The organism is Pseudomonas sp. G3-19, assembly GCF_054855875.1.
Window position 1 is genome coordinate 921,368 of record NZ_JBMPIQ010000003.1, and the last position, 25,194, is coordinate 946,561.

Sequence of the window (25,194 nt, forward strand, 5' to 3'; positions counted from 1 at the left end):
CGCCGGGAGTACGGTCATGCACGCACGAGTTTTTCTGTTGGGGCTGAGTTTTTTCATCGCACAAGGCGCGCACGCCGAAGGCATGGAGGAGCGTCTGCGCACCCAGTTGCGCAGCACCACCCAGCAGTTGCAGACCCTGCAGAGCCAGCAGGCCCAAGCCAGCGCCGCGCAACTGGCGGCGCAGAACGAAGCCAAGGCTGCGCAGGCGCAGATCAAGCAATTGACCGCCGAACTGGCCAAGGCCAAAGGCGTCGCCGAGCAGTTGGCCGGCCAGCAGCAGAACCTGCACAACCAGGCGCAAGCGCAAGTCGCCGCCAGCAGCGAACAGGTCGGCAAGTTCAAGAAGGCCTACGACGAGTTGCTGGTCATGGCCCGTGCCAAAGAGGCAGAACGGTCTAAGCTTCAAGCGCAATTGGCTGAACGTGACACACAAGTGCAGCAATGTTCAGTCAAGAATCAGCAGATGTATGGCGTCGCCAAGCAGATCCTCAGCGCCTACGAAAACATCGATGTGGCCGAGGTGATGAAGATCCGCCAGCCCTTTGCGGGTAGTGCCCGGGTCAAGTTCGATGAGTTGGCCCAGGGGTTCGGTGACGAGCTGTACAAGACTCAATTCGACGCGCCACAAGCCGCGCTCGCACACTGATTTACCAACAAGGAAGAAGTCATGACTCAATTGATCAGCCATGTGTCCCCACAATCCCTGACCGACGTCCTGCAAGCCGCCGGTTATCGCGTCAACCAGAGCGAACAGAACGGCATCGTACAGTTGCTCAGCGCCAGTCAGGGCATCGGTTATGCCGTGCGTTTCGGCAACCCGGCGGTGGAGCAGGGCAGCTACGTCGATTTCACTTTCAGCTGCGCGCTGCGGGTGCAAGGTGAGTTGCCACAGGGCGTGGCCGAACAGTGGAACGCCACCCGGCGTTTTGCGCGGTTGTCGTTGCAGGGCGAGTTTCTGGTGATGGAGATGGACGTGGTGCTGGCGGCCGGTGTGAGCCACGATCACCTGCGCGGCAATCTGGAATTGTGGGATCGCCTGTTGCAGGAGTTCATCGTCTACCTGCGTGATTTCAGCCAGGCCGCACAATCTTCGACAGCAAAAGTCGCCACCACTGAGCAAGAGGAAGTCGCGCTGTGAAAAAGCCTGCCATGGTGATCGGCGCCGGGGCAGTGGCGCTGTTGGTGGTAGCCGTGGCGCTGGTGCTGCGACCGGGTGCTGACCCGGTTGCCGCCCAGCAATCGTCGCCGTTGGCGGCGGTTGCTGCGGGGCCTGCGGTGGCGCGGTTGGGCAATCAGCAAGTGACGCCGCAGGAGTTGCAGGCGCTGCTGGCGACCGTCCCGCCGGCGACTCGCGAGCAATTGCGCGGCAACCGTGAAGCGCTGGAGCGCTGGATTCGTGCGCGGTTGGCGGAAAAAGCCGTGTTGGAACAGGCCGACGCTCAGGGCTGGGCACAGCGTCCGGACGTGGTGCGGCAAACCCGCGCGGCCACTGAGCAGATCGTCTTTCGCGATTACCTGCGCTCGGTCAGCACGGTGCCGGCGGACTACCCGAGTGCGAGCGAGTTGCAGCAGGCGTATGACGCTGGCAAGGGCAACTGGCAGACTCCGGCGTTGTATCGGGTGAGCCAGATTTTCCTCGCGGTGCCGGATGCCCAGAGCCTGGAAGCTGTGCGCAAGCAGGCCACCGAGCTAAGCAAGAAGGCCCAGAGCACACCGGGGGATTTTGCCGCGCTGGCGACTCAGTATTCGCAGGATCGCCTGACCGCCGAACGCGGCGGCGACACCGGGCTGCAACCGTTGCAGCAACTGGTGCCGGAGGTAAGGGGTGCGGTGGCGAAATTGAAGGTCGGTGCGGTGTCCGATCCAGTGCAGAGCGCGGCCGGCTTCCATGTGATCAAACTCACTGAACAGCAACCGGCACGTACTGCGACCCTCGACGAACTGCGCGACCAATTGACTCAAGCCTTGCGTGCGCAACGTCAGGAGCAGATTGCTCAGGCGTATCTGGACGGGATGCTCAATACCGCGACGCTGAGTATCGATGGGGCTGAGCTGAACAAGGTCCTCGAAGAGAAACGCTGATGGTGATTCACCGCAGATCCCGGGTGGGAGCGGGCTTGCTCGCGAAAGCGGTGGGTCTTTCAACAAACAAGTTGGCTGGCATGGCCCCTTCGCGAGCAAGCCCGCTCCCACATTAGAACCGTGGCGTTTTCCAAAATACAAAGATCGACAGGGAGTCATCGATGTCATTCACCGAACCCGCAGGACGACAGGGTAGCCCCGACTATCGCTGGGCACAGGGCGAGCGCGAGCCTTGGCTGGCGCAAGCCGCGACCATCGATGCCGAGGTCGCGCAATATTTTCTGGTCAGTGCCCGTTGCGGCTGTTTCATGCAGGCGGCGCGCAGCCTCAACGTGCGCTCGACCTTGCTGCGCAAGCAGTTGGCGCAGCTTGAGCAGGAACTGCAGCACTCGCTGTTCAGCTTTCAGGGCAGCGCCCTGAGCCTGACCCGTGAAGGTCAGCAGTTGCAGGCGCAACTGGTGGCGCTGGCCCACGAACGCAAACTGCCGGTGGTCGAGCAGCCACTGGTGCGTTTGGCGGTAGCCGAATCGATCCTGCATGACATTCTCGGTCGCGACCTGATCGCGTTGCTGCGGCGCAATGCCAGCGTGCGTCTCGAGATCATTGCGCTGGACAGCGAGTTGGCCTTGCGCGCAGTCAGCGCCGACGTGGTGCTGTGGCTGGCCCACGGCGACACCCCCAGCCCCGGCCCGACCTTCGCCACCAGTCAGCCGCAGGCCCTGGCGCGTCTGGATTACCTGCCGCACATCGCCAAACGCTATTCCCGGGTCACCGCGCGCCCGGCGAGTGCCGATGATCTGAGCGATTTCATGCTGGTGCAATGGCAGCACGACCGCCAGATCGACAGCTTCCGGCCGTGGAATGAACTGGTCGAACAACGTTTGGCCGGCGTGGTGCAGATGCAGTCCTATGAGCTGATGCTGGAAATGATCCGCTGCAGCGCTTGCATCGGGTTGCTACCGGCGTACATGAGCCGTTTCGATCGCGGGCTGATTGCGCTGCCGGGGTTGTTTGACGAGCCGATGCAGTTGCAGGCATGGCTGGCGGTCAACGCTGATTCCCGGGACGTCGCCGAAGTGCAAACCCTGGTCGAACTGATCCAGCACACCTTCAACGAACGCCAGGAATGGTTCCAGACCTGATCTTCCCAACACCCCCAATCCACTGTGGGAGCGGGCTTGCTCGCGAAGGCGGTGTGTCAGGCAACAGAAGTGCTGAATTTCAGACCGTATTCGCGAGCAAGCCCGCTCCCACAGTTTGAAACCTCGCCAAATTGATAACCGGCAGTTTAGAGTGATCAGCCACACATCGATCCAGGAAGGATCCGCCATGCCCGACCACAACCCCGCCATCACCCTCGAACGCTTCAACGAATCCCATATCGAGGCCGTTACCGCGCTGTACAACGATCCGGCCGTGACCCGGCAGGTGTTGCAGATGCCGTTTCAGTCCACCGAGATCTGGCGCCAACGGCTGCTGGCGGAGAACGAGCGGATGGTCAAACTGGTGGCGCTGCATCAGGGCGCGGTGGTCGGTCATCTCGGGCTGGAAAACTATTCGCGGATTCGCCGCGCGCACGCCGGCAGTGTCGGCATGGCGGTCGCCGTGGCCTGGCAGGGCAAGGGTGTCGGGTCGAAACTGCTGGCGGCGGCGCTGGACGTCGCCGACAACTGGATGAACCTGCACCGGGTCGAACTCTCGGTGTACGCCGACAACGAGGCGGCTATCGGTCTCTACCGCAAGTTCGGCTTCGAGAACGAAGGCCTGTTTCGTGACTACGCCGTGCGCGACGGGCAATGGGTCGACACCCTGAGCATGGCCCGTCTGCGTCGTCGATAAGCCAAAAAATCCTGTGGGAGTCAGTTGCCCAGAGCGAACGCCACCGCCGACTGCGCATGCAGCTCGGTGGTGTCGAGCAGAGGCAGGGCGCTGTGTTCGGGTTTGACCAGCAGGCCGATTTCCGTGCAGCCGAGGATGATCGCCTGGGCACCGCGCGCGGCCAGCGTTTCGATCACTCGTTGATAGATTTTGCGTGATTCGTCACTGATCACTCCGACGCACAGTTCGTCGTAGATGATCCGGTGCACGTCCTTGCGCTCGGCGTCGTCCGGCACCAATACCGTCAGACCCTGCGCAATCAGGCGCTGCTTGAGAAAATCCTGCTCCATGGTGAACGCCGTGCCGAGCAGACCGACCGTGCGCGCATCGATGGCCAATGCTGCCTGCGCCGCCGGTTCGGCGATGTGCAGGAACGGAATGCTGATCGCTGCCTGAATCTGCGCCGCTACCTTGTGCATGGTGTTGGTACACAGCACCACGCATTCGGCGCCGCCGGCCTCGAGCCTGCGCGCGGCATCCACCAGAATCGCCGCTGCGTCGTCCCAGCGCCCGGCGTGCTGGGCCTGTTCGACCGGGCCGAAGTCGACGCTGTACATCAGGATTGGCGCCGAGCGCAGCGAGCCGAGCCGGTCACGAACCTGTTGATTGATGAGACGATAATATTCCGCGCTGGATTCCCAGCTCATGCCGCCGATCAGGCCGATGGTGCGCATTGAAATTCCTCGAACAATGGCCCGTATTGGAAAAGTCGGGCTCCGGCCGAGTGTCCATCGGTTCAATGACGGATGCCAGTACAAAGCAACTGTACCGTTGATCCTGTTGCCAAGTGTCCCGGTGCCGGCGATCGAGGTTTAACGTACGCCGGCGCCTCGATCTGTCACTATCGACTATCGCAGGCTCTCCCCGAGGAACGTACCGATGAACGACGTACAACAACTGGGCGAAATGCTTCGTCACTATGCCGAGAGTGAAGCGCACAAGAAGCAATTGTTCGAAACGCAGTCACAGGCGTGGGCCAGCCGCATCACCGAGCTGTTCGGCCAGATCCAGCAATGGCTGGAACCGGTGCAGGCACCGAACCTGCTGGAGGTGAGCCGCGAGGCTTACGTCGCATTCGGGCCGAGCACGCCGGTGGAAACCTCGACCTTCAAGACCGAGAAACTGAGCATCGTGATTGCCGGCAAAGCGGTGGAGTTCGTGCCAGACGTGATGGGCAGCGCCGGGCAGATTTCCCTGGCGGTGATGGGCCTGACGGCGGCGCGCTATGGCAGCATTTCGCTGGTCGGGCTGCCGAACGGCGAGTGGCAATGGCGCAAGACCAATGGCCTGAAGGATCCCGACACGTTTGTGTTTGATGCGGATTTTCTCGCGCAGCAGTTGCAGAGCCTGATCCCGCGCGATCGCGCCTAGATCTCAGGATTTGCACAAGTCCCCTGTAGGAGTGAGCCTGCTCGCGATGGCGGTATATCAGTCACCATACAGTTGGCTGAATGACCGCAATCGCGAGCAGGCTCACTCCTACAAAGGGGCGGTGGTGGGGTTACATCTCGAGGTTGATCCAGCCCGGCTTCGCCTCTTCCGGCGCCACGGCTTTCACGGTTTTACCGGTGGCCAACTCAACCCGCCGTGCCACCTCCGGATCATCAGCAAACGGCACCATGCTCGCATCGTCGAGGCTTTCCGCCGTCTGATGGCGCAGGCAGTACTCCACCGCCAGCCACAGAAACACCACCCCCAGCACATTCAAGAAAATATCCATCCTCTGCGGCTCCCTGCCTCAGGCGATCTGCGCCTGGCTGCGTGCCAGCGCCACGTCGGCGACCCGCACCGTGCGCCAGACGTTGTAGGCCATCAGCAGCATGCCGCTGAGGAAGAACACCCCGCCGGCAAAGCGCACGATGAACCCAGGATGACTGGCCTGCAGTGCTTCGACGAAGGAGTAGGTCAGCGTGCCGTCCTCGTTGATCGCTCGCCACATCAGGCCCTGAGTGATGCCGTTGACCCACATCGACGCGATGTACAACACCGTGCCGATGGTCGCCAGCCAGAAGTGCAGGTTGATCAGCGGCGTGCTGTACATCTGCTCGCGGCCAAAGACTTTCGGCACCATGTGATAAGTCGCGCCGAAGGTGATCATCGCCACCCAGCCGAAGGCCCCGGCGTGAACGTGGCCGATGGTCCAGTCGGTGTAGTGGGAGAGGGCGTTGACGGTTTTGATCGCCATCATCGGCCCTTCGAAGGTCGACATGCCGTAGAACGCCAGCGACAGGACGAGGAAGCGCAAAATCGGATCGGTGCGCAACTTATGCCAGGCACCGGACAAGGTCATCATGCCGTTGATCATCCCGCCCCAGCTCGGCGCCAGCAGGATCAGCGACATCGCCATGCCCAGCGACTGCGCCCAGTCCGGCAGCGCGGTGTAGTGCAAGTGGTGCGGGCCGGCCCAGATGTACAGGGTGATCAGCGCCCAGAAATGCACGATCGACAACCGATACGAATACACCGGGCGATTAACCTGTTTCGGCACGAAGTAATACATCATCCCGAGGAAGCCGGTGGTCAGGAAGAAACCCACCGCGTTATGGCCGTACCACCACTGCACCATGGCGTCGGTCGCCCCGGAATACACCGGATAGGATTTGAACCAGTCCACCGGGATCGACAGGTGATTGACCACGTGCAGCATGGCGATCACCAGAATGAACGCGCCGAAGAACCAGTTGCCGACGTAGATGTGTTTGGTCTTGCGCTGCACCACGGTGGTGAAAAACACGATGGCGTACGCGACCCAGACCACCGCCATCCACACCGCGCCGGAGAATTCGATCTCGGCGTATTCCTTGGTGGTGGTGTAGCCCATTGGCAGGGTGACCAGCATGATCACGATCACCGATTGCCAACCCCAGAAGGTGAAGGCCGCGAGCTTGTCCGAATACAGCCGTACTTGGCAGGTGCGCTGCACCGCGTAGTAACTGGCGGCGAATTGCGCGCTGCCGGCGAAACCGAAAATCACCAGGCTGGTGTGCAATGGCCGCAAGCGGCCGAAGGTGGTCCAGGGCAGGTCGAGGTTCATGTCCGGCCACACCAGTTGCGAGGCGATCCAGACCCCCATCGCCATGCCGACAACACCCCAGAAAACCGTCGCGATAACGAATTGGCGGACGACCTTGTAGTTATAAGCCTGTCCGATTGTTGCTGTGCTCATGGTCAGTTCATCCACGGTTGCAAAGTCTTGCCAGGCCAACCCGGTCTGGCACGAGCTGCACTGTAGGAACAGCGTCGGAAACAAAACAGGCTCAGGAATCTTTCATTTGTACGGATCAGATTGAAGTGCTGCCTGCGGCGTTCTGCCGCGCCCTGATATGGTTTTTATGACTTCAGGTGAATCTGTTGCGTGCTGCGCTGCTCGTCCATAGTCGGGGAAAATCCTGTGGGAGCGGGCTTGCTCGCGAAAGCGGCGTGTCAGGCAACGACTCTGTTGGCTGACACGCCGCTTTCGCGAGCAAGCCCGCTCCCACAGTTTTGATCTGGGATCAAACCTGATGGGGTAGCCGCTGCATGTATCAATACGATGATTACGACCGGGCGTTGGTGTTCGAGCGCGTTGCGCAATTTCGCGATCAGGTCGAGCGCTTCATGGCCGGAGAGTTGAGCGAGGAAGAGTTCCTGCCGCTGCGTCTGCAAAACGGCCTCTACCTGCAGAAGCACGCGTACATGCTGCGCGTGGCGATTCCCTACGGGACATTGAGTGCCGAGCAGATGCGCACGCTGGCGAGCATCGCCGCCGATTACGATCGCGGCTACGGCCACTTCACCACGCGGCAGAACCTGCAATTCAACTGGATCGAACTGGCGCAGGTGCCGGACATCCTTGAACGCCTGGCGCAGGTCAACATGCACGCGATCCAGACCTCCGGCAACTGCGTGCGCAACATCACCACCGAGGCGTTTGCCGGGGTCGCGGCGGACGAGTTGATCGACCCGCGCCCGCTGGCCGAGATCTTGCGGCAATGGTCGACGATCAACCCGGAGTTCCTCTTCCTGCCACGCAAGTTCAAGATCGCTATCTGCTCGGCGAAGCAGGACCGTGCGGCGATCATGATGCATGACATCGGCCTGTATCTTTATCCGGGGCGCGACGGGCAGATGCTGCTGCGGGTGATCGTCGGTGGCGGGTTGGGGCGCACGCCGATCCTCGGTCTGCAGATCCGCGAAGGCTTGCCGTGGCGGCATCTGCTGTCCTACGTCGAAGCGATCCTGCGGGTCTACAACCGCCATGGCCGGCGCGACAACAAGTACAAGGCGCGGATCAAGATTCTGGTCAAGGCGCTGGGCATCGAGGCATTCGCCAAAGAGGTCGAGGAAGAATGGCAGCACCTCAAGGACGGCCCGGCGCAGCTGACCGAGGCTGAATACGAGCGGGTCGCCAGTGCCTTCGTGCCGCCGATCTATCACACCCTGGCCGAAACCGATCTGGATTTCGGCACGCATCTGGCTGAAAGCCCGGCGTTCGCCCGCTGGGTCGCGCGCAACGTGCAGCCGCACAAGAAACCGGGTTACACCAGCGTGGTGCTGTCGACCAAACCGGGGCTGAGCGCACCGCCGGGGGATGTCACCGGATTGCAGATGCTGGCGGTGGCCGACTGGTCGGAGCGCTTCGGTTTCGGCGAGATTCGCATTGCCCACGAGCAGAATATCGTCCTGCCCGATGTGCAGAAGTCTGAGCTGTATGAGCTCTGGCGACTGGCCTGCGAGCGCAATCTGGGCAGCGCCAACGTCGGCCTGCTGACCGACATCATCGCCTGCCCGGGCGGCGATTTCTGCGCGCTGGCCAACGCCAAGTCGATCCCGATTGCCCAGGCGATTCAGGCGCGTTTCGACAACCTCGACTACCTGCACGATCTGGGCGACATCAGCCTGAACATCTCCGGTTGCATGAACGCCTGCGGCCATCACCACATCGGCAATATCGGCATCCTCGGCGTCGATAAGAACGGCAGCGAGTGGTATCAGATCACCCTTGGCGGCGCGCAGGGCAAAAACAGCGCCTTGGGCAAAGTCATCGGCCCGTCCTTCAGCGCGACTGAAGTGCCGCAGGTGATCGAACGGATCATCGGCACTTTTGTGCGATACCGCGAAAGCGAGGAATTGTTTGTCGACACCGTGGCGCGCATTGGTCTGGAGCCTTTCAAGGAACGCGTCTACCCGAAAGTGCTGGAGGCGTCGGCATGAACAATCTGCTGCGTCTGGAGCAAGGTGTCGCACGCCTGATCGAGGACGACCCATGGACGCTGGTTCGCGAGCCGGAGCAGGGCAGGCCGCAAGGATTGTTGATCTTGCCGCTGGCGCACTGGCTGCAATCGCCCTCGACCCACGCGGTGTGGCTGGGGCCTGACGATGAGGTCGAAAGCGTGGTGCCGTGGCTGGCCTCGCTGCCGCTGATTGCCCTGGATTTTCCGAGCTTTCGCGACGGTCGCGCCTACAGTCAGGCGTATCTGCTGCGTAGCCGGTTTGGCTGGGCTGGCGAGTTGCGCGCGATTGGCGATGTGTTGCGCGATCAGCTCAGTCATATGCGCCAGTGCGGGTTCGACAGCTTCGCGGTACGCGAGGACAAATCGGCTGAAGATGCATTGAAGGGCCTAGCCGGCATGAGCGTACTGTACGGCCGCTCGGTGATTGAGCCACGCCCGTTGTTCCGCAGACGCTGAATATCCATTGCTTGATAGATACTTTGTGGTGAGGGGATTTATCCCCGATGGGCTGCGAAGCAGACCTAAAATCTGCCGAAGCATTTCTTCAGCTAAAACCTGTTGGCTGGTTCTGCGGCCGCTGCGCAGCCGGTCGGGGATAAATCCCCTCACCACAATTGCCTAGCGGCCCCTTCTCTACAGGGGAAACCCTTACATCCCGCACCATTCCCGGATTTTTCCTTGGGTCGATGCTGGCCTTTTGGTAGAGTCCCCGTCGCCAGCGGGTTTTCGGCTGGACGACGGAACGAAGAAGGGAGTCTGGGTAGTGAGTGCGGGCAAAAAGATTTTGGGCCTCACGGCGTTGCTGTTGATGCTGACGCTGTGGGCCAGTTACTTCTATGTGTTCAAGGAAAACCGCGACGGCCAGTTGGGCGGCGCCGGTGAAAGCACCGCGTGGTGCGGCGCGCCGCCGTCCACCGAAGCGGCGCTGTTGGGCAAGGATCAACTGACCTTGCGCGTCACCAACAACCTGCGCGGCGAGTTCATGCTCAGTGGCTCGCTGGTGGTCTCCGAACGCACCTTCAACCGTTACGATCTGGGCCGCAACGAACTGCGTCTGCGCCTGGAACCGTTGCAGTGGTCGTACGGCGTGACGCCGATCTTCCTCGAACAGGTCAAGGTTCAGCCGCTGAGCCGCAACCTCGCGTCTCCAACGAAAAGCGCCTACGCCGAGCTTGAGCCACGGCCGATCGGCGTCCAGGGCCAGGTCACCGACTTCCCCTTCGACACCTATCGCTACGGCTACAAACCGGTGCTGTATTACCTCAAGGGCAGCGAGCGCATCGACCTGCGCTTCAAGAACATCACCACGCTGATGGAGATGTCCAACACCTTCACGCCGATCCAGAAGTACAACCGCGTCGAGTACATCAACGAGAAAAACTCGATGATCCGCGACGAGGATTACAAGGCCTACGGCCCGCACGAATGCGCGTTCAGCGTCGAGCGCAAAGGCTCGTTCAAGGTCGTGGTGCTGTTGTTCCTGCTGGTGCTGTGCCTGCCGCTGTTGCACGTGTTCTATCGTGACGAGCCGGGGATCGACTTCCTCGCCACGCTGGTGACGATTGCCGTGGTGCGGGTGCTGCTGGTCGGGCCGGTGCAGGACTTCCAGCTGTACAACATCGACTTCCTGTTCGGCGCTGCGATTCTGCTGGTGGGCTCGGTGTCGCTGATCAAGGCGATGCGCGCCAACAGCCGGCGCGAGATGGCGTTGAAGAGCGGGGCGACGTCTTCCTGGTAATACTCAGTGTTCGAGACCAACACTGACCCTGTGGGAGCGGGCTTGCTCGCGAATGCGGTACATCAGTCACCCTTGATGTTGGCTGAGGGAATGCATTCGCGAGCAAGTCCGCTCCCACAAGGGATCAGCGATCACTTCAGCGCCGGATCCCCCATGTTCATCTTCTTCCAGCCTTAAGTCGTATCTGCATCTGTGGCTTAAATGAGGTTTGCCAAGCCGCGCGGGGTCTCGTATGAATTTTGTGGTTTTGCAACGCAATCGCCGCGCTTTTAGCTATACCTGTAACTCCCCCATACGCACATTCAGGCCTTCTGACAGGAGTTACAGCATGAAGCTAGCAGTAATGATGGGCACCCTTTGCATCGCCACCCTTGGGGTGGTGGGTTGCTCCAGCAAAACCGTCGCTCCCGATGAGTATTCCGGCTTTCTCAAGGACTACAGCCAGCTCAAGGAGGCCAAATCGCCGTCCGGCGCCGAGGTGATGCGCTGGATCGATCCGAAGGTCGACATCAGCAAGTTCACCAGCGTGTACATCGAGCCAACCCAGCTCTATCCAAAGCCGCAACCGACCGCAAAGATTTCGCAGCAGACCCTCAACGGCATCACCTCCTATTACGATCAGGCGCTCAAGCGTGAAATCAGCAAGGATCTGCCGTTGGCCAACGGCCCCGGCCCAGGGGTGATTGTGGTGCGGGCGGCGATCACTGCCGTGAGCAGCAAGACCGAAGGCCTGCACGCGTATGAAGTGATCCCGGTCGCTCTGGTCGCGGCAGCGGTCAGCACCGCCAGCGGTATCCGCGATCAGGAAACCACCCTGGCCACCGAAGCGGTGTTCCTCGACGGTGCGAGCAACAAGGTGGTGGCGCAAGTGGTGCGCAAAGGCACCGGTAAACCGTTGGAAAATGAAACTCAAGCGATGAAGGCCTCCGACGTCAAACCTGTGATCGACGGCTGGGCCAATGACATGCGTCAGATGTATGTGAAGCTCAAGTCCAAATAAGCTGGGGCCTTTGTAGGAGCTGCCGCAGGCTCGGGCCGCGATCGGACGATCTTTTGACTTTGATTTTTTAAAAGCCAGATCAAAAGATCGCAGCCTTTGGCAGCTCCTACAGGGGGCAGGGATTACAGGTTTTTCTTCGCTTGCTCGCGAACACGCTCTTCCTGCGCCCGCGCCTCAGGCGTGAACTCGGCGCCGAAATCCTCGGCAGAGAATATCTGGCGGATCTCGATATCAGAATCGCCCGGCATCGGGTTCGGGCAGCGCTTGACCCATTCGATGGCTTCTTCCTTCGATTTGACTTCCCAGATCCAGTACCCGGCCACCAGCTCCTTGGTCTCGATGAACGGGCCGTCGATGACGCTGCGCTGGGCGCCGGAGAAATGCACGCGGACGCCTTTGCTGCTCGGGTGCAGGCCATTGCCGTCGATGAGGATGCCGGCCTTGACCAGTTCTTCGTTGAAGTTGCCCATGGCGGTGATCAGCTCTTCACTGGGCATGATGCCGGCTTCGGAGTCGGCGCTGGCTTTGACAAGGATCATGAATCGCATGGTGGTTTCTCCAGGGAATGGGGTTGATTCACTGCTTAGTCGAACGGGCACCTCACGAATCGACAGAACTCCTAAGTAAATGATGCAAACTCAAGCTCCGCGAAGATCACTGTGGGAGCGAGCTTGCTCGCGAAGACGGCGGCACATTCAGCATAGCGTTGACTGGCAGATTGCTTTCGCGAGCAAGCTCGCTCCCACAGGATTTGCGGTTGTATACAATTTTTTGCGCAGGCCCCTGACAATTTTCATGCAGGGCATAGGTCGTCGGACAATTTCGTGGTTAACTTCGGCCTCTTGCATGCTCAATCACCACGTTAAGAAGGACTAAAGTCATGGCTCAAGTCACCCTCAAAGGCAACCCGGTTCAAGTCAACGGCCAGTTGCCACAAGCCGGTTCCAAGGCGCCAGCCTTTTCCCTGGTTGCCGGCAATCTGTCCGACGTCACCCTGGCGAGCTTCGCCGGCAAGCGCAAAGTGCTGAACATCTTCCCAAGCGTTGATACCCCGACCTGCGCCACTTCGGTACGCAAGTTCAACGCTCAGGCCAACGAACTGGCCAACACCGTGGTGCTGTGCATCTCGGCTGACCTGCCATTCGCTCAGGCACGCTTCTGCGGCGCCGAAGGTCTGGAAAACGTGCAGAACCTGTCGACCCTGCGCGGTGCCGAATTCATCGAAAACTACGGCGTAGCCATCGCTGACGGCCCGCTCAAAGGCCTGACCGCCCGTGCCGTGGTAGTGCTGGACGAGAACGACAACGTCCTGCACAGCGAACTGGTCAAGGAAATCGCTGAAGAGCCGAACTACGACGCAGCACTCGCCGTTCTGAAATAAGCGCTTTTACAATTGTTAACGGCCTGGCCCTGTCCAGGCCGTTTTCATTTGTGTATCAGTGTTTTGCCTCACACCTTGAAACGTAAGTTGAAGGTAAATTGCCGGTAAAGCTGCTTTGCTTAAATCCGATCAGTGCTTATCGTTCAGCCTCCCGTAAAAGAAGCCCACGCGCCCAATGGTTAATCAATCCATGCAATCGTCCCCTCGCAACTCCCGTCGCTGGCTGATCAGCCTGCTCGTCCTGTTGGTCATCGCCGTCCTGTGCTGGAAATTCTGGCCCGCCGGTTCGGCCCACAAGGAGGGCGCCGACAAGGCGGCGAGCGGCCATGCCGGACGTTCGGGGATGATGCGGCCAGGCTTCGGCGGTGCGGCCGGGCCGATTCCGGTGCGTGTGGCGCCGGCGGTCACGGGCGACTTCCCGCTGTATTACAAGGCACTGGGCACGGTGACTGCGCTCAACACCATCAACGTGCGCAGCCGGGTCGGCGGTGAACTGGTGAAGATCAATTTCGAGGAAGGGCAGATGGTCAAGGCCGGCGACCTGCTGGCAGAGATCGATCCGCGTCCGTACCAGAACGCCTTGCTCCAGGCTGAAGGCACCTTGCTGCAGAATCAGGCGCAGTTGAAAAACGCACAGGTCGACGTCGAGCGTTATCGCGGCCTGTACAAGGAAGACAGCATCGCCAAGCAGACCCTGGACACCGCCGAAGCGCTGGTCGGCCAGTACCTGGGCACGGTCAAGACCAATCAGGCGGCGGTCAACGACGCCAAGCTCAATCTCGAATTCACCAAGATCCGCGCACCGATTGCCGGTCGCGTCGGTCTGCGTCAGGTCGACGTCGGCAACCTCGTCGCCGCCAACGACACCACGTTCCTTGCGGTCATCACTCAGACCCAACCGATCAGCGTGGTCTTCACCCTGCCGGAAAACAGTCTCGAAACCGTATTGGCGCGCTACCACAGCGGCGCCAGACTGCCGGCCGAGGCATGGGATCGCGGCGATACCAAGATCCAGGCCAGCGGCGTGCTGCAAAGTCTCGATAACCAGATCGACGTCGCCACCGGCACCCTGAAATTCAAGGCCCGTTACGATAACCGCGACCAGTCGCTGTTCCCCAATCAGTTCGTCAACGTCCATCTGCTGGCCGATACCTTGAAAGGCGTGGTACTCGCACCGTCGGCGGCGATTCAGTTCGGCACCAACGGCACGTTCGTTTACGCATTGGACGGCGACAAGAAAGTCACCATCCGCCAACTGAAGATCGGCGCCAGTGACGGTACCAACACCGTGGTCACCGAAGGCCTCGCCGCGGGCGATCGCGTGGTGCTGGAAGGCACCGACCGCCTGAAGGAAGGCAGCGAAGTGGAAGTGGTCAACGACAGCAATGACGTGCCGACAACCCCGACCGGGCACCTGCAGGGCAAACCCGCCGCCAGTGCACCGGACGCCGCCGCGGCTGACAAGGCCAAGAAGGGCGCATGAACATTTCGCGGCTGTTCATCCTCCGTCCGGTAGCCACCACCCTGAGCATGCTGGCCATTGTTCTGGCCGGCCTGATTGCTTATCGCCTGCTGCCGGTCTCGGCATTGCCGCAGGTCGATTATCCGACCATTCGCGTCATGACCCTGTACCCCGGCGCCAGTCCGGACGTGATGACCAGTGCCGTCACCGCGCCGCTCGAACGTCAGTTCGGGCAGATGCCGGGCCTGACGCAAATGGCCTCGACCAGCTCCGGCGGCGCTTCGGTGCTGACCCTGCGCTTCAGCCTCGACATCAACATGGACGTCGCCGAACAGCAGGTGCAAGCCGCGATCAACGCCGCGACCAACCTGCTGCCGACCGACCTGCCGGCGCCGCCGGTGTACAACAAGGTCAACCCGGCGGATACCCCGGTGCTGACCCTGGCGATCACCTCGAAAACCATGCTCCTGCCCAAGCTCAATGATCTGGTCGATACGCGCATGGCGCAGAAGATCGCCCAGATCAGCGGCGTCGGCATGGTCAGCATTGCCGGCGGTCAGCGGCAGGCGGTGCGGATCAAGGTCAACCCGGAAGCCCTCGCGGCGAACAGCCTGAACCTGGAAGACGTGCGCACCCTGATCGGCGCGTCCAATGTCAACCAGCCGAAAGGTAACTTCGACGGCCCGACCCGGGTCTCGATGCTCGACGCTAACGACCAACTGACGTCGCCCAAGGACTACGCCAACCTGATCCTCGCCTACAAGAACGGCGCGCCGCTGCGTCTGAAGGATGTGGCGGAAATCGTCGACGGCGCGGAGAACGAACGTCTCGCCGCGTGGGCCAATCAGAATCAGGCAGTGTTGCTGAACATCCAGCGTCAGCCGGGCGCCAACGTGATCGAGGTGGTCGACCGGATCAAGGCGTTGCTGCCGAGCATCACCGACAACCTGCCGGCCGGCCTCGACGTTACCGTGCTCACCGACCGCACCCAGACCATCCGCGCCTCGGTGACTGACGTGCAGCACGAACTGCTGATCGCCATTGCGCTGGTGGTGATGGTGACGTTCCTGTTTTTGCGGCGTGCCAGTGCGACGATCATCCCGTCGGTGGCGGTGCCGCTGTCGCTGATTGGTACGTTTGGCGTGATGTACCTGGCCGGCTTCTCGGTCAACAACCTGACCTTGATGGCCCTGACCATCGCCACCGGTTTTGTGGTCGACGATGCGATCGTGATGCTGGAAAACATCGCGCGCTTCATCGAGGAGGGTGATAGCCCGATGCAGGCAGCGCTGAAAGGCGCCAAACAGATCGGTTTCACTTTGATTTCGCTGACCCTGTCGCTGATCGCGGTACTGATTCCACTACTGTTCATGGCTGACGTGGTCGGGCGGCTGTTCCGCGAGTTCGCCATCACTCTGGCGGTGGCGATCCTTATTTCGCTGGTGGTCTCGCTGACCCTGACGCCGATGATGTGCGCGCGCTTGCTCAAGCGTGAGCCGGAGGCCCACGAACAGGGCCGCTTCTACCGGGCCAGTGGCGCGGTCATCGACTGGATGATCGCCGCGTACGGGCGCAAGTTGCAGTGGGTGCTCAAACACCAGCCGCTGACCCTGTTGGTGGCTATCGGTACGTTGGCGCTGACGGTGTTCCTTTATATGGTGGTGCCCAAGGGCTTTTTCCCGGTGCAGGACACCGGGGTGATCCAGGGCATCTCCGAAGCGCCGCAGTCGATTTCGTTCGCGGCCATGGGCGAGCGCCAGCAGGCGCTGGCCAAAGTGATTCTCGAAGATCCGGCGGTGGAGAGCCTGTCGTCCTACATCGGTGTCGACGGCGACAACGCCACGCTCAACAGCGGTCGCTTGCTGATCAACCTCAAGCCGCATGGCCAGCGTGACCTGAGCGCCACCGAGGTGATCGCGCGCCTGCAACCGCAACTGGACAAACTGGTCGGCATCCGTCTGTTCATGCAGCCGGTGCAGGATCTGACCATCGAGGATCGGGTCAGCCGCACCCAATACCAGTTCAGCATGTCCTCGCCGGATGCCGAACTGCTCAGCCAATGGAGCGGGCGTCTGGTCGAAGCCCTGGCCCAGCGTCCGGAACTGACCGACGTTGCCAGCGACTTGCAGGATAAAGGCCTGCAGGTCTATCTGGTGATCGACCGCGATGCGGCTTCGCGCCTCGGTGTCTCGGTGCAGAACATCACCGATGCGCTGTATGACGCCTTCGGTCAGCGGCAGATCTCGACCATTTACACCCAGGCCAGCCAGTACCGCGTGGTGCTGCAGGCGCAGGCCGGGGAGAAGATCGGCCCGGCGGCGCTGGACCAGATTCACGTCAAGACCACTGACGGTGCGCAGGTGCGCCTGTCGAGCCTGGCCCATGTCGAGGAGCGTCAGGCGCAACTGGCGATCACCCACATCGGCCAGTTCCCTGCGGTGATGATGTCGTTCAACCTGGCTCCCGGTGTGGCGCTGGGACATGCGGTGGATATCATCGATCAGGTGCAGAAGGACATCGGCATGCCGATTGGCGTGCAGACCCAGTTCCAGGGCGCGGCCGAAGCGTTCCAGGCGTCGCTGTCGAGCACCTTGCTGCTGATTCTGGCGGCGGTGGTGACCATGTACATCGTGCTCGGCGTGCTTTACGAAAGTTACATCCACCCGATCACCATTCTCTCGACCCTGCCGTCGGCGGCGGTCGGCGCCTTGCTCGCGTTGCTGCTCAGCGGCAATGACCTGGGGATGATCGCGATCATCGGCATCATCCTGCTGATCGGTATCGTCAAGAAGAACGCGATCATGATGATCGACTTCGCCCTCGACGCCGAACGCACCCAGGGCATGGCGCCGGAGCAGGCGATCTATCAGGCGGCGCTGCTGCGCTTCCGGCCGATTCTGATGACCACTCTGGCAGCGTTGTTCGGCGCCGTGCCGTTGATGCTCGCCACCGGTTCCGGGGCTGAGTTGCGTCAGCCACTGGGTCTGGTGATGGTCGGCGGCTTGCTGGTGAGCCAGGTGCTGACGCTGTTCACCACGCCGGTGATCTATCTGTACTTCGACCGTCTGGGTCGGCGCTTCGGCAAAACCAATGCCAAAGAGGTACCGGTATGACTGTCTGGACACATTCCCCCTGTGGGAGCGGGCTTGCTCGCGAAAGCGCTGTATCAGGCGACATGAATGTTGAATGTCAGACCGTATTCGCGAGCAAGCCCGCTCCCACAAGGGACTGGTGTGATGTTGGGGATTGCGGTCAATGAACCTCTCCGGTCCTTTCATCAAGCGCCCGGTCGCGACCATGCTCCTGAGTCTGGCGATCATGCTGCTGGGCGGTGTCAGTTTCGGTCTGTTGCCGGTGTCGCCGCTGCCGCAAATGGATTTCCCGGTGATCGTGGTCCAGGCCAGTCTGCCCGGCGCCAGTCCCGAGGTGATGGCGTCCACGGTGGCGACCCCGCTGGAGCGCTCGTTCGGGGCGATTGCCGGTGTCAACACCATGAGCAGCCGTTCCAGCCAGGGTTCGACCCGGGTCATTCTGCAATTTGACCTCGACCGTGATATCAACGGCGCGGCGCGGGAAGTGCAGGCGGCGATCAACGCTTCACGCAACCTGTTGCCGAGCGGGATGCGCAGCATGCCGACCTACAAGAAGGTCAACCCGTCGCAGGCGCCGATCATGGTGCTGTCGCTGACGTCGGATGTGCTGGAAAAAGGCCAGCTCTATGACCTGGCCTCGACCATCCTCTCGCAGAGCCTGTCCCAGGTGCAGGGTGTCGGTGAAGTGCAGATCGGCGGCAGTTCGCTGCCGGCGGTGCGTATCGAACTTGAACCGCAGGCGCTTAACCAGTACGGCGTGGCGCTCGACGATGTGCGCAAGACCATCGCCGGGGCCAACGTGCGCCGGCCCAAGGGCTCGGTCGAAGACGGCGAGCGCCTGTGGCAGATCCAGGCCAACGACCAGTTGGAGAAAGCCAAGGATTACGAGTCGCTGATCATCCATTACAAGGACGGCGCAGCCCTGCGCCTGAAGGACGTGGCCAAGGTCAGCGACGGCGTCGAAGACCGTTACAACAGCGGTTTCTTCAACGATGACGCGGCGGTGCTATTGGTGATCAACCGCCAGGCCGGCGCCAACATCATCGAGACGGTCAACGAGATCAAGGCGCAGTTGCCGGCTCTGCAAGCGGTACTGCCGGCCAGCGTCAAACTGAACCTGGCAATGGATCGCTCGCCAGTGATCAAGGCCACGTTGCACGAAGCGGAAATGACCCTGTTGATTGCCGTGGCGCTGGTGATTCTGGTGGTGTTCCTGTTTCTCGGGAATTTCCGCGCCTCGCTGATTCCGACGCTGGCAGTGCCGGTGTCGCTGGTCGGCACCTTTGCGGTGATGTACCTCTATGGCTTCTCGCTGAACAACTTGTCGCTGATGGCGCTGATTCTGGCTACCGGACTGGTGGTGGACGATGCCATCGTGGTGCTGGAGAACATCTCCCGGCACATCGACGAAGGCGTCAAACCGATGCAGGCTGCCTACCTCGGGGCCAAGGAAGTCGGTTTCACCTTGCTGTCGATGAACGTGTCGCTGGTGGCGGTGTTCCTGTCGATCCTGTTCATGGGCGGGATTGTCGAGAGCCTGTTCCGTGAGTTTTCCATCACCCTGGCAGCAGCCATCGTGGTGTCGCTGGTGGTCTCGCTGACCCTGACGCCAATGCTCTGCGCCCGCTGGCTCAAGCCGCACACGCCGGGCCAGGAAAACCGCCTGCAACGCTGGAGTCGCCGCGCCAACGACTGGATGGTCGGCAAATACGCGACCAGCCTCGACTGGGTGCTGCGCCACCGCCGTCTGACTTTGCTCAGCCTGATCATTACGGTCGGGGTCAACGTCGCGCTGTACGTGGTGGTGCCGAAGACGTTCATGCCGCAGCAGGACACCGGCCAGTTGATCGGTTTCGTCCGGGGTGACGACGGTCTGTCGTTCAGCGTGATGCAACCGAAAATGGAAACCTTCCGCCGCGCCGTGCTCAAGGACGAAGCAGTGGAAAGCGTCGCCGGGTTCATCGGCGGCACCAACGGCACCAACAACGCGTTCATGCTGGTACGCCTGAAGCCGATCAAGGAGCGCAACCTGTCGGCGCAGAAAGTCATCGAGCGCCTGCGCAAGGAAATGCCCAAGGTGCCCGGCGCCCAGTTGATGCTGATGGCCGATCAGGATCTGCAATTCGGCGGTGGTCGCGAGCAGACCACCTCGCAATACAGCTACATCCTGCAAAGCGGCGATCTGGGGGCGTTGCGCGAGTGGTACCCGAAAGTGGTGACCGCGCTGCGCGCACTGCCGGAGCTGACCGCCATTGATGCCCGCGAGGGGCGCGGCGCGCAGCAGGTGACGTTGATTGTCGACCGCGATCAGGCCAAGCGCCTCGGGGTCGACATGAACATGGTCACGGCGGTGTTGAACAACGCCTACAGCCAGCGGCAGATTTCGACGATCTACGACAGCCTCAACCAGTATCAGGTGGTGATGGAGGTCAATCCGAAATACGCGCAGGATCCGGTGACGCTCAATCAGGTGCAGGTGATTACCGCTGACGGTGCGCGGATTCCGTTGTCGACCATCGCCCATTACGAAAACAGCCTGGAAGACGACCGCGTCAGCCACGAAGGCCAGTTCGCCTCCGAAAGCATCGCGTTCGACATGGCTGAAGGCGTGACCGTGGAGCAGGGCAGTGCTGCGATCGAGCGGGCGATTGCCAAGGTCGGTCTGCCGGAAGACGTGATCGCGAAAATGGCCGGCACCGCCGATGCCTTTGCCGCCACGCAGAAGAGTCAGCCATTCATGATCCTCGGTGCGCTGCTGGCGGTGTATCTGGTGCTCGGTGTGCTGTATGAAAGCTACATTCACCCGCTGACGATTCTCTCGACCTTGCCGTCGGCCGGGGTCGGTGCGCTGTTGTCGATCTATGCGCTGGGCGGCGAGTTCAGCCTGATCTCCCTGCTCGGATTGTTCCTGCTGATCGGGGTGGTGAAGAAAAACGCGATCCTGATGATCGACCTGGCGCTGCAACTGGAACGCCATCAGGGCCTGTCGCCGCTGGAGTCGATCCGCAGCGCCTGCCTGCAACGGCTGCGGCCGATTCTGATGACCACCCTGGCGGCGATCCTCGGCGCCTTGCCGTTGCTGCTCGGCCGCGCGGAAGGCGCAGAAATGCGCCAGCCGTTGGGCCTGACCATCATCGGCGGCCTGATCTTCAGCCAGGTCCTGACCCTTTACACCACGCCTGTGGTTTACCTCTATCTCGACAAGCTGCGCCACCGCTTCAACAAGTGGCGTGGCGTGCGTACTGACGCCGCTCTGGAAACTCCGCTATGACTGACCGTTCGCTTCTCAATCTGGCCACTGCGCGCGGTTCGCGCCTGTTGAGTCTGTCACTGTGCGTGGCGATGCTCAGTGCCTGCGCCGTCGGCCCGGACTATCAGCGTCCGCAGACCGCCGAGGTCGCGCAATACAAAGAGGCCAAAGGCTGGCGTCAGGCCAATCCGAGCGATTCGCTGGCGCGCGGTGCCTGGTGGGAGTTGTATGGCGATCAGCAACTCAATGGTCTGATCGAAAAACTCAACAGTTCCAACCAGACCGTGGCGCAATCCGAAGCCCAGTTTCGTCAGGCCCAGGCCTTGGTGCGGAGTGCCCGTGGAGCGTTTTATCCCAGTGTCGACCTGAGCGTGGGCAAGACCCGCTCCAGCCAGGGCACCGGCAGCAGCAGTTCGAGCCTGAGCAGTTCCGCCAGCGGCATTCGCGACACCTACAACGCGCAGTTGGGCGTGAGTTGGGAAGCGGATATCTGGGGCAAATTGCGCCGAGGCCTGGAAGCCGACCAGGCCAGCGCCCAGGCGAGTTTTGCCGATCTGGCCGCGATGCGCCTGAGTCAGCAGTCGGAACTGGTGCAGAACTACCTGCAATTGCGGGTTATCGATCAGCAGAAGCGTCTGCTCGAAGCCACCGTCGCGGCCTACGAAAAATCCCTGCAAATGACCCAGAACCAGTACCGCGCGGGGATATCCGGGCGCGATGCGGTGGCGCAGGCGCAGACCCAGTTGAAAACCACCCAGGCCGATCTGGTGGATTTAATCTGGCAGCGGGCGCAGTTTGAGAATGCCATCGCCGTGCTCACCGGGCAGGCGCCGGCAGAATTCAGCATCGCTGAAACGCAGAACATTCCGAATCTGCCGCAGATTCCCCTGAGCCTGCCGTCGCAGCTACTGGAACGCCGCCCGGACATTGCCTCGGCGGAGCGTTCGGTGATTGCCGCCAACGCCAATATCGGTGTGGCCAAAGCGGCGTACTACCCCGATCTGACCTTGAGCATGAGCGGCGGCTACAGCAGCAGTACCTCGAAAAATCTTTTAACGCTGCCGAACCGTTTCTGGTCGGTCGGGCCGAAACTGGATTTGCCGATATTCGACGGTGGTATTCGTTCGGCCGAGGTTGACCGTACCGAGGCGGTGTATGACCAGACCGTTGCCAAGTACCGCCAGACCGTGCTCGACGGCTTCCGTGAAGTGGAAAACTATCTGGTGCAACTGAAGGTGTATGAAGACGAAGCGGCGGTGCGTCAGGAAGCACTGGATGCTGCACGCGACTCGCTGCGCCTGACCCAGAACCAGTACAAGGCCGGGTTGATTGCTTACATCGATGTGGTCGTGGTGCAAGCCACCGCGCTGAGCAACGAGCGGACTGTGCTGAACATTCTGCAGAACCGCTTGATCGCCAGTGTGCAATTGATTGCGGCGCTGGGTGGCGGCTGGGACGGACAACTCGATGTCAGCGACAATCGCTGATCCGTTGGAGCGAGCCTGCTCGCGAAGCCGTCAGTTCGGTCGATATCTGCGATGAACGTGCTGGCTTTTTCGCAAGCAGGCTCGCTCCCACATCAATCGCGCTGATTGCCGGAATCCTGGGAACGAGGCCCGGGCCAGAGCCTCGCAAAACCATCAAACAAGCGTTTCATCGGGTTGATGGCAAAATGATTACTTTGTCAGTGCGTTCTTCCGCGCAATCAGTACAATCGCCGCATTTGCCCAGCCGAGAATGGACGCAGTACGGCGCGGGTGGTCGCGAGAATCTTCATGCTCATCGGTAATTATTCCTTCACCCTGGTTTTCATTTCTTTGTGTGTGGCGATCCTCGCGTCCTACACCGCGCTCGATCTGACCGGGCGCATCGCCAGCGCCCGTGGGCGCGCAGTGCATTTCTGGACGGCCGGCGGTGCACTGGCGATGGGGGTCGGCGTCTGGTCAATGCACTTCATCGGCATGTTGGCCTTCAAGCTGCCGATCGACCTGGGCTACGACATTGCGATTACCGCGCTGTCGCTGCTGATTGCCGTGCTGTCCTGCGGGTTTGCCCTGTGGCTGGTCAGCCAGCCGAAACTGCCGATTTTGCAATTGGCCTTTGGCGCTTTGGTCATGGGCGCCGGCATCAGTGCAATGCATTACACCGGCATGGCCGCGCTGCGCATGACGCCTGGCATCGATTACGACCCGACCCTGTTCGGCGCCTCATTGCTGATCGCGGTCGGGGCCTCGGCGGCGGCGTTATGGATCGCCTTCCGCCTGCGCCAGCACTCGCCTTATGTACGTCTGATTCGTGGTGGTGCGGCAGTGATCATGGGCATCGCGATTGTCGGCATGCACTACACCGGCATGGCCGCCGCGCAGTTTCCTGATGGCAGTTTCTGCGGCGCAACGCTCGACGGCCTAAAAGGCAACGGCCTCGACAATCTGGTGCTGATCACCACGCTGGCGGTGCTGTCGATCGCCTTGCTCACTTCGATTCTCGATGCGCGCCTTGAAGCGCGTACCGCCGATCTGGCGCATTCGCTGACCCTGGCCAACCGTGAACTGACGCAACTGGCATTGCACGACACCCTGACCGGTCTGCCGAACCGTATGCTGCTGGACGACCGGATTAATCAGGCGATGAAGAAGGTCGAGGAGCAGGGCGGTTGTTTTGCGTTGATGTTCATCGATCTGGACGGTTTCAAACCGGTCAACGATGCCTTCGGCCACCACATGGGTGACCAGTTGCTGCGTGAAGTCGGGGTGCGCCTGCGCGAAGATCTGCGCAGTCAGGATACGCTCGCGCGAATTGGCGGCGACGAGTTCGTGCTGCTGGTGCGTCTGAGCGAACCCGACGATGCTCTGGGACTGGCTGCGCGTCAGGTCGGGTTGCTCGGTCAGGCGTTCCGCGTGGCCGAGCACGACTTGCAGATTTCTGCCAGCGTCGGCATCGCCCTGTACCCGGGTAACGGCCTGAGCGCCCAGGAACTGCTGATGAATGCCGACGCGGCGATGTATCACGCCAAGGGCAGCGGAAAAAACGGTTACAGCTTCTTCGATGCTTCGATGAACAGCAACGCGCGCAAGCAGCTGCAGCTGTTGCAGGACCTGCGCGCCGCGCTGGAACACAGTCAGTTCAGCCTGTATTTCCAGCCCAAATTCGACGCCATCAGTGGTCGTCCGGTCGGTGCCGAAGCGCTGCTGCGCTGGCAGCATCCGACCCAGGGCATGTTGCTGCCGGACAAGTTCATCGATCTGGCGGAGAAGACCGGCCTGATCATCGCCATCGGTGAATGGGTGCTCAACGAAGCTTGCCGGCAGATGCGCGAATGGTACGTGCTCGGTTACACCGACTGGCGCATTGCGGTGAACCTCTCGGCCTTGCAGTTCTGCCACGCGGGGCTGGTGCAGAGCGTGGCCAAGGCGCTGGCGACCCACCACCTGCCGGCCAACAGCCTGACCCTGGAGATCACCGAAACCACGGCCATGAGCGACGCGGATGCGAGCATGAAGGTGTTGCAGGAGTTGTCCGACATGGGCGTCGACCTGTCGATCGACGACTTCGGCACCGGTTATTCGAGCCTGATGTACCTCAAGCGTTTGCCGGCCAACGAGCTGAAGATCGACCGCGGTTTTGTCCGCGATCTGGAGCACGACAGCGATGACGCGGCCATCGTCTCGGCGATTGTGGCGTTGGGCCAGGCACTCGGTTTGCGCATTGTTGCCGAGGGGGTGGAGACCGGCGTGCAGCAGGATTTCCTCACGCAGTTGGGCTGTGATTCGTTGCAGGGCTATCTGTTGGGGCATCCGATGCCGGCGGATGCGTTCATGCAGAACATTGCCCGTGGAGAGGCTTTGGCGGCAGTCTGACTGCATTCTGTGGCGAGGGAGCTTGCTCCCGCCGGGGCGCGAAGCGGCCGCGTTTTTACTCGGTTTTACTGTGTTGCCCGGAATCACGGCTGCTTCGCAGCCGAGCGGGAGCAAGCTCCCTCGCCACAAAAAACATCTCAGTCTCATGCAGGGTTTTGTCTTTGACAGAGCCCATGCAAAACCGCCCAATGGCGGTTATTCTTCAACCCGACTGTTACGTGTGCATTGGGGGGAAGGGCCA

20 protein-coding genes are annotated in these 25,194 nt (G+C 61.2%); 16 read left to right on the forward strand and 4 right to left on the reverse strand.

Annotated features, from left to right (window positions below; translation table 11 throughout):
* Window positions 1-16: 16 nt before the first annotated feature.
* The 5 genes from ACOYXI_RS04310 to ACOYXI_RS04330 all read left to right on the forward strand — a co-directional run bounded on the left by ACOYXI_RS04310 (window position 17) and on the right by ACOYXI_RS04330 (window position 3,921).
* A complete protein-coding gene (locus tag ACOYXI_RS04310) occupies window positions 17-646 on the forward strand; it encodes a DNA repair protein (RefSeq protein WP_134786269.1) in 630 nt (209 codons plus the stop codon).
* Window positions 647-667: 21 nt separating this feature from the next.
* Complete coding sequence (locus ACOYXI_RS04315; protein ID WP_461674403.1) at window positions 668-1,138, forward strand: YbjN domain-containing protein; 471 nt, start codon at window positions 668-670, stop codon at window positions 1,136-1,138.
* Window positions 1,135-2,082 carry a peptidylprolyl isomerase gene (locus tag ACOYXI_RS04320; RefSeq protein WP_134786271.1) on the forward strand — a complete coding sequence of 316 codons (948 nt, stop codon included), beginning with the start codon at window positions 1,135-1,137 and terminating at the stop codon, window positions 2,080-2,082. The genes ACOYXI_RS04315 and ACOYXI_RS04320 overlap by 4 nt, the downstream gene beginning before the upstream one ends.
* Before the next feature lie 161 nt (window positions 2,083-2,243).
* Window positions 2,244-3,224: a LysR family transcriptional regulator gene (locus ACOYXI_RS04325; RefSeq protein WP_135295693.1), complete on the forward strand. Its 981-nt coding sequence runs from the start codon at window positions 2,244-2,246 to the stop codon at window positions 3,222-3,224.
* 187 nt (window positions 3,225-3,411) lie between these two features.
* Window positions 3,412-3,921 carry a GNAT family N-acetyltransferase gene (locus tag ACOYXI_RS04330; protein WP_098963904.1) on the forward strand — a complete coding sequence of 170 codons (510 nt, stop codon included), beginning with the start codon at window positions 3,412-3,414 and terminating at the stop codon, window positions 3,919-3,921.
* Between the two features lie 20 nt (window positions 3,922-3,941).
* On the opposite strand, the gene ACOYXI_RS04335 is transcribed toward ACOYXI_RS04330, so the two are convergent.
* Window positions 3,942-4,634: an aspartate/glutamate racemase family protein gene (locus ACOYXI_RS04335; RefSeq protein WP_461674404.1), complete on the reverse strand. Its 693-nt coding sequence runs from the start codon at window positions 4,632-4,634 to the stop codon at window positions 3,942-3,944.
* A gap of 205 nt (window positions 4,635-4,839) precedes the next feature.
* On the opposite strand from ACOYXI_RS04335, the gene ACOYXI_RS04340 reads away from it, so the two are divergent.
* Window positions 4,840-5,331 (forward strand): hypothetical protein, encoded by a 492-nt coding sequence (locus tag ACOYXI_RS04340; RefSeq protein ID WP_098963906.1) that lies wholly within the window; start codon window positions 4,840-4,842, stop codon window positions 5,329-5,331.
* 130 nt (window positions 5,332-5,461) lie between these two features.
* Here the strand turns inward: ACOYXI_RS04340 and ACOYXI_RS04345 are convergent, their stop codons facing one another.
* Window positions 5,462-5,680: a cbb3-type cytochrome c oxidase subunit 3 gene (locus ACOYXI_RS04345; RefSeq protein WP_139054511.1), complete on the reverse strand. Its 219-nt coding sequence runs from the start codon at window positions 5,678-5,680 to the stop codon at window positions 5,462-5,464.
* An 18-nt stretch (window positions 5,681-5,698) separates the two neighbouring features.
* The gene (gene ccoN / locus ACOYXI_RS04350; protein ID WP_461674405.1) at window positions 5,699-7,126 is read right to left on the reverse strand and encodes a cytochrome-c oxidase, cbb3-type subunit I; all 1,428 of its coding nucleotides are present in this window, start codon (window positions 7,124-7,126) and stop codon (window positions 5,699-5,701) included.
* A gap of 353 nt (window positions 7,127-7,479) precedes the next feature.
* On the opposite strand from ccoN, the gene ACOYXI_RS04355 reads away from it, so the two are divergent.
* The 4 genes from ACOYXI_RS04355 to ACOYXI_RS04370 all read left to right on the forward strand — a co-directional run bounded on the left by ACOYXI_RS04355 (window position 7,480) and on the right by ACOYXI_RS04370 (window position 11,911).
* Window positions 7,480-9,153 carry a nitrite/sulfite reductase gene (locus ACOYXI_RS04355; RefSeq protein ID WP_461674406.1) on the forward strand — a complete coding sequence of 558 codons (1,674 nt, stop codon included), beginning with the start codon at window positions 7,480-7,482 and terminating at the stop codon, window positions 9,151-9,153.
* Window positions 9,150-9,629, forward strand: coding sequence for a DUF934 domain-containing protein (locus ACOYXI_RS04360; protein ID WP_096797324.1), 480 nt, complete (start codon window positions 9,150-9,152; stop codon window positions 9,627-9,629). The genes ACOYXI_RS04355 and ACOYXI_RS04360 overlap by 4 nt, the downstream gene beginning before the upstream one ends.
* Window positions 9,630-9,936: 307 nt before the next feature.
* Entirely contained in the window at window positions 9,937-10,911 is a 975-nt protein-coding gene (locus ACOYXI_RS04365; RefSeq protein ID WP_135295697.1) for a hypothetical protein, read from the forward strand.
* A gap of 328 nt (window positions 10,912-11,239) precedes the next feature.
* Window positions 11,240-11,911 carry a DUF3313 domain-containing protein gene (locus ACOYXI_RS04370; protein ID WP_139054513.1) on the forward strand — a complete coding sequence of 224 codons (672 nt, stop codon included), beginning with the start codon at window positions 11,240-11,242 and terminating at the stop codon, window positions 11,909-11,911.
* Window positions 11,912-12,033: 122 nt separating this feature from the next.
* Here the strand turns inward: ACOYXI_RS04370 and ACOYXI_RS04375 are convergent, their stop codons facing one another.
* Complete coding sequence (locus tag ACOYXI_RS04375; RefSeq protein ID WP_047602197.1) at window positions 12,034-12,459, reverse strand: YciI family protein; 426 nt, start codon at window positions 12,457-12,459, stop codon at window positions 12,034-12,036.
* Window positions 12,460-12,791: 332 nt separating this feature from the next.
* Here ACOYXI_RS04375 and tpx point away from each other — a divergent pair, with 332 nt between their 5' ends.
* The 6 genes from tpx (at window position 12,792) to ACOYXI_RS04405 (ending at window position 24,953) form a co-directional block, all read left to right on the forward strand.
* Window positions 12,792-13,292: a thiol peroxidase gene (gene tpx / locus ACOYXI_RS04380; RefSeq protein WP_003224497.1), complete on the forward strand. Its 501-nt coding sequence runs from the start codon at window positions 12,792-12,794 to the stop codon at window positions 13,290-13,292.
* Window positions 13,293-13,467: 175 nt separating this feature from the next.
* Window positions 13,468-14,775, forward strand: a complete 1,308-nt coding sequence (locus tag ACOYXI_RS04385) for an MdtA/MuxA family multidrug efflux RND transporter periplasmic adaptor subunit (protein ID WP_135295701.1) — start codon at window positions 13,468-13,470, stop codon at window positions 14,773-14,775.
* Complete coding sequence (locus ACOYXI_RS04390; protein WP_098963914.1) at window positions 14,772-17,867, forward strand: MdtB/MuxB family multidrug efflux RND transporter permease subunit; 3,096 nt, start codon at window positions 14,772-14,774, stop codon at window positions 17,865-17,867. The genes ACOYXI_RS04385 and ACOYXI_RS04390 overlap by 4 nt, the downstream gene beginning before the upstream one ends.
* Window positions 17,868-18,009: 142 nt before the next feature.
* Entirely contained in the window at window positions 18,010-21,117 is a 3,108-nt protein-coding gene (locus ACOYXI_RS04395; protein WP_027613729.1) for an efflux RND transporter permease subunit, read from the forward strand.
* Window positions 21,114-22,583: an efflux transporter outer membrane subunit gene (locus ACOYXI_RS04400; protein WP_098963916.1), complete on the forward strand. Its 1,470-nt coding sequence runs from the start codon at window positions 21,114-21,116 to the stop codon at window positions 22,581-22,583. Before ACOYXI_RS04395 ends, ACOYXI_RS04400 begins: the two co-directional genes overlap by 4 nt.
* Window positions 22,584-22,871: 288 nt before the next feature.
* On the forward strand, window positions 22,872-24,953 hold the full coding sequence (locus ACOYXI_RS04405; protein WP_134786281.1) for a putative bifunctional diguanylate cyclase/phosphodiesterase: 2,082 nt from the start codon (window positions 22,872-22,874) through the stop codon (window positions 24,951-24,953).
* Window positions 24,954-25,194 lie beyond the last annotated feature (241 nt).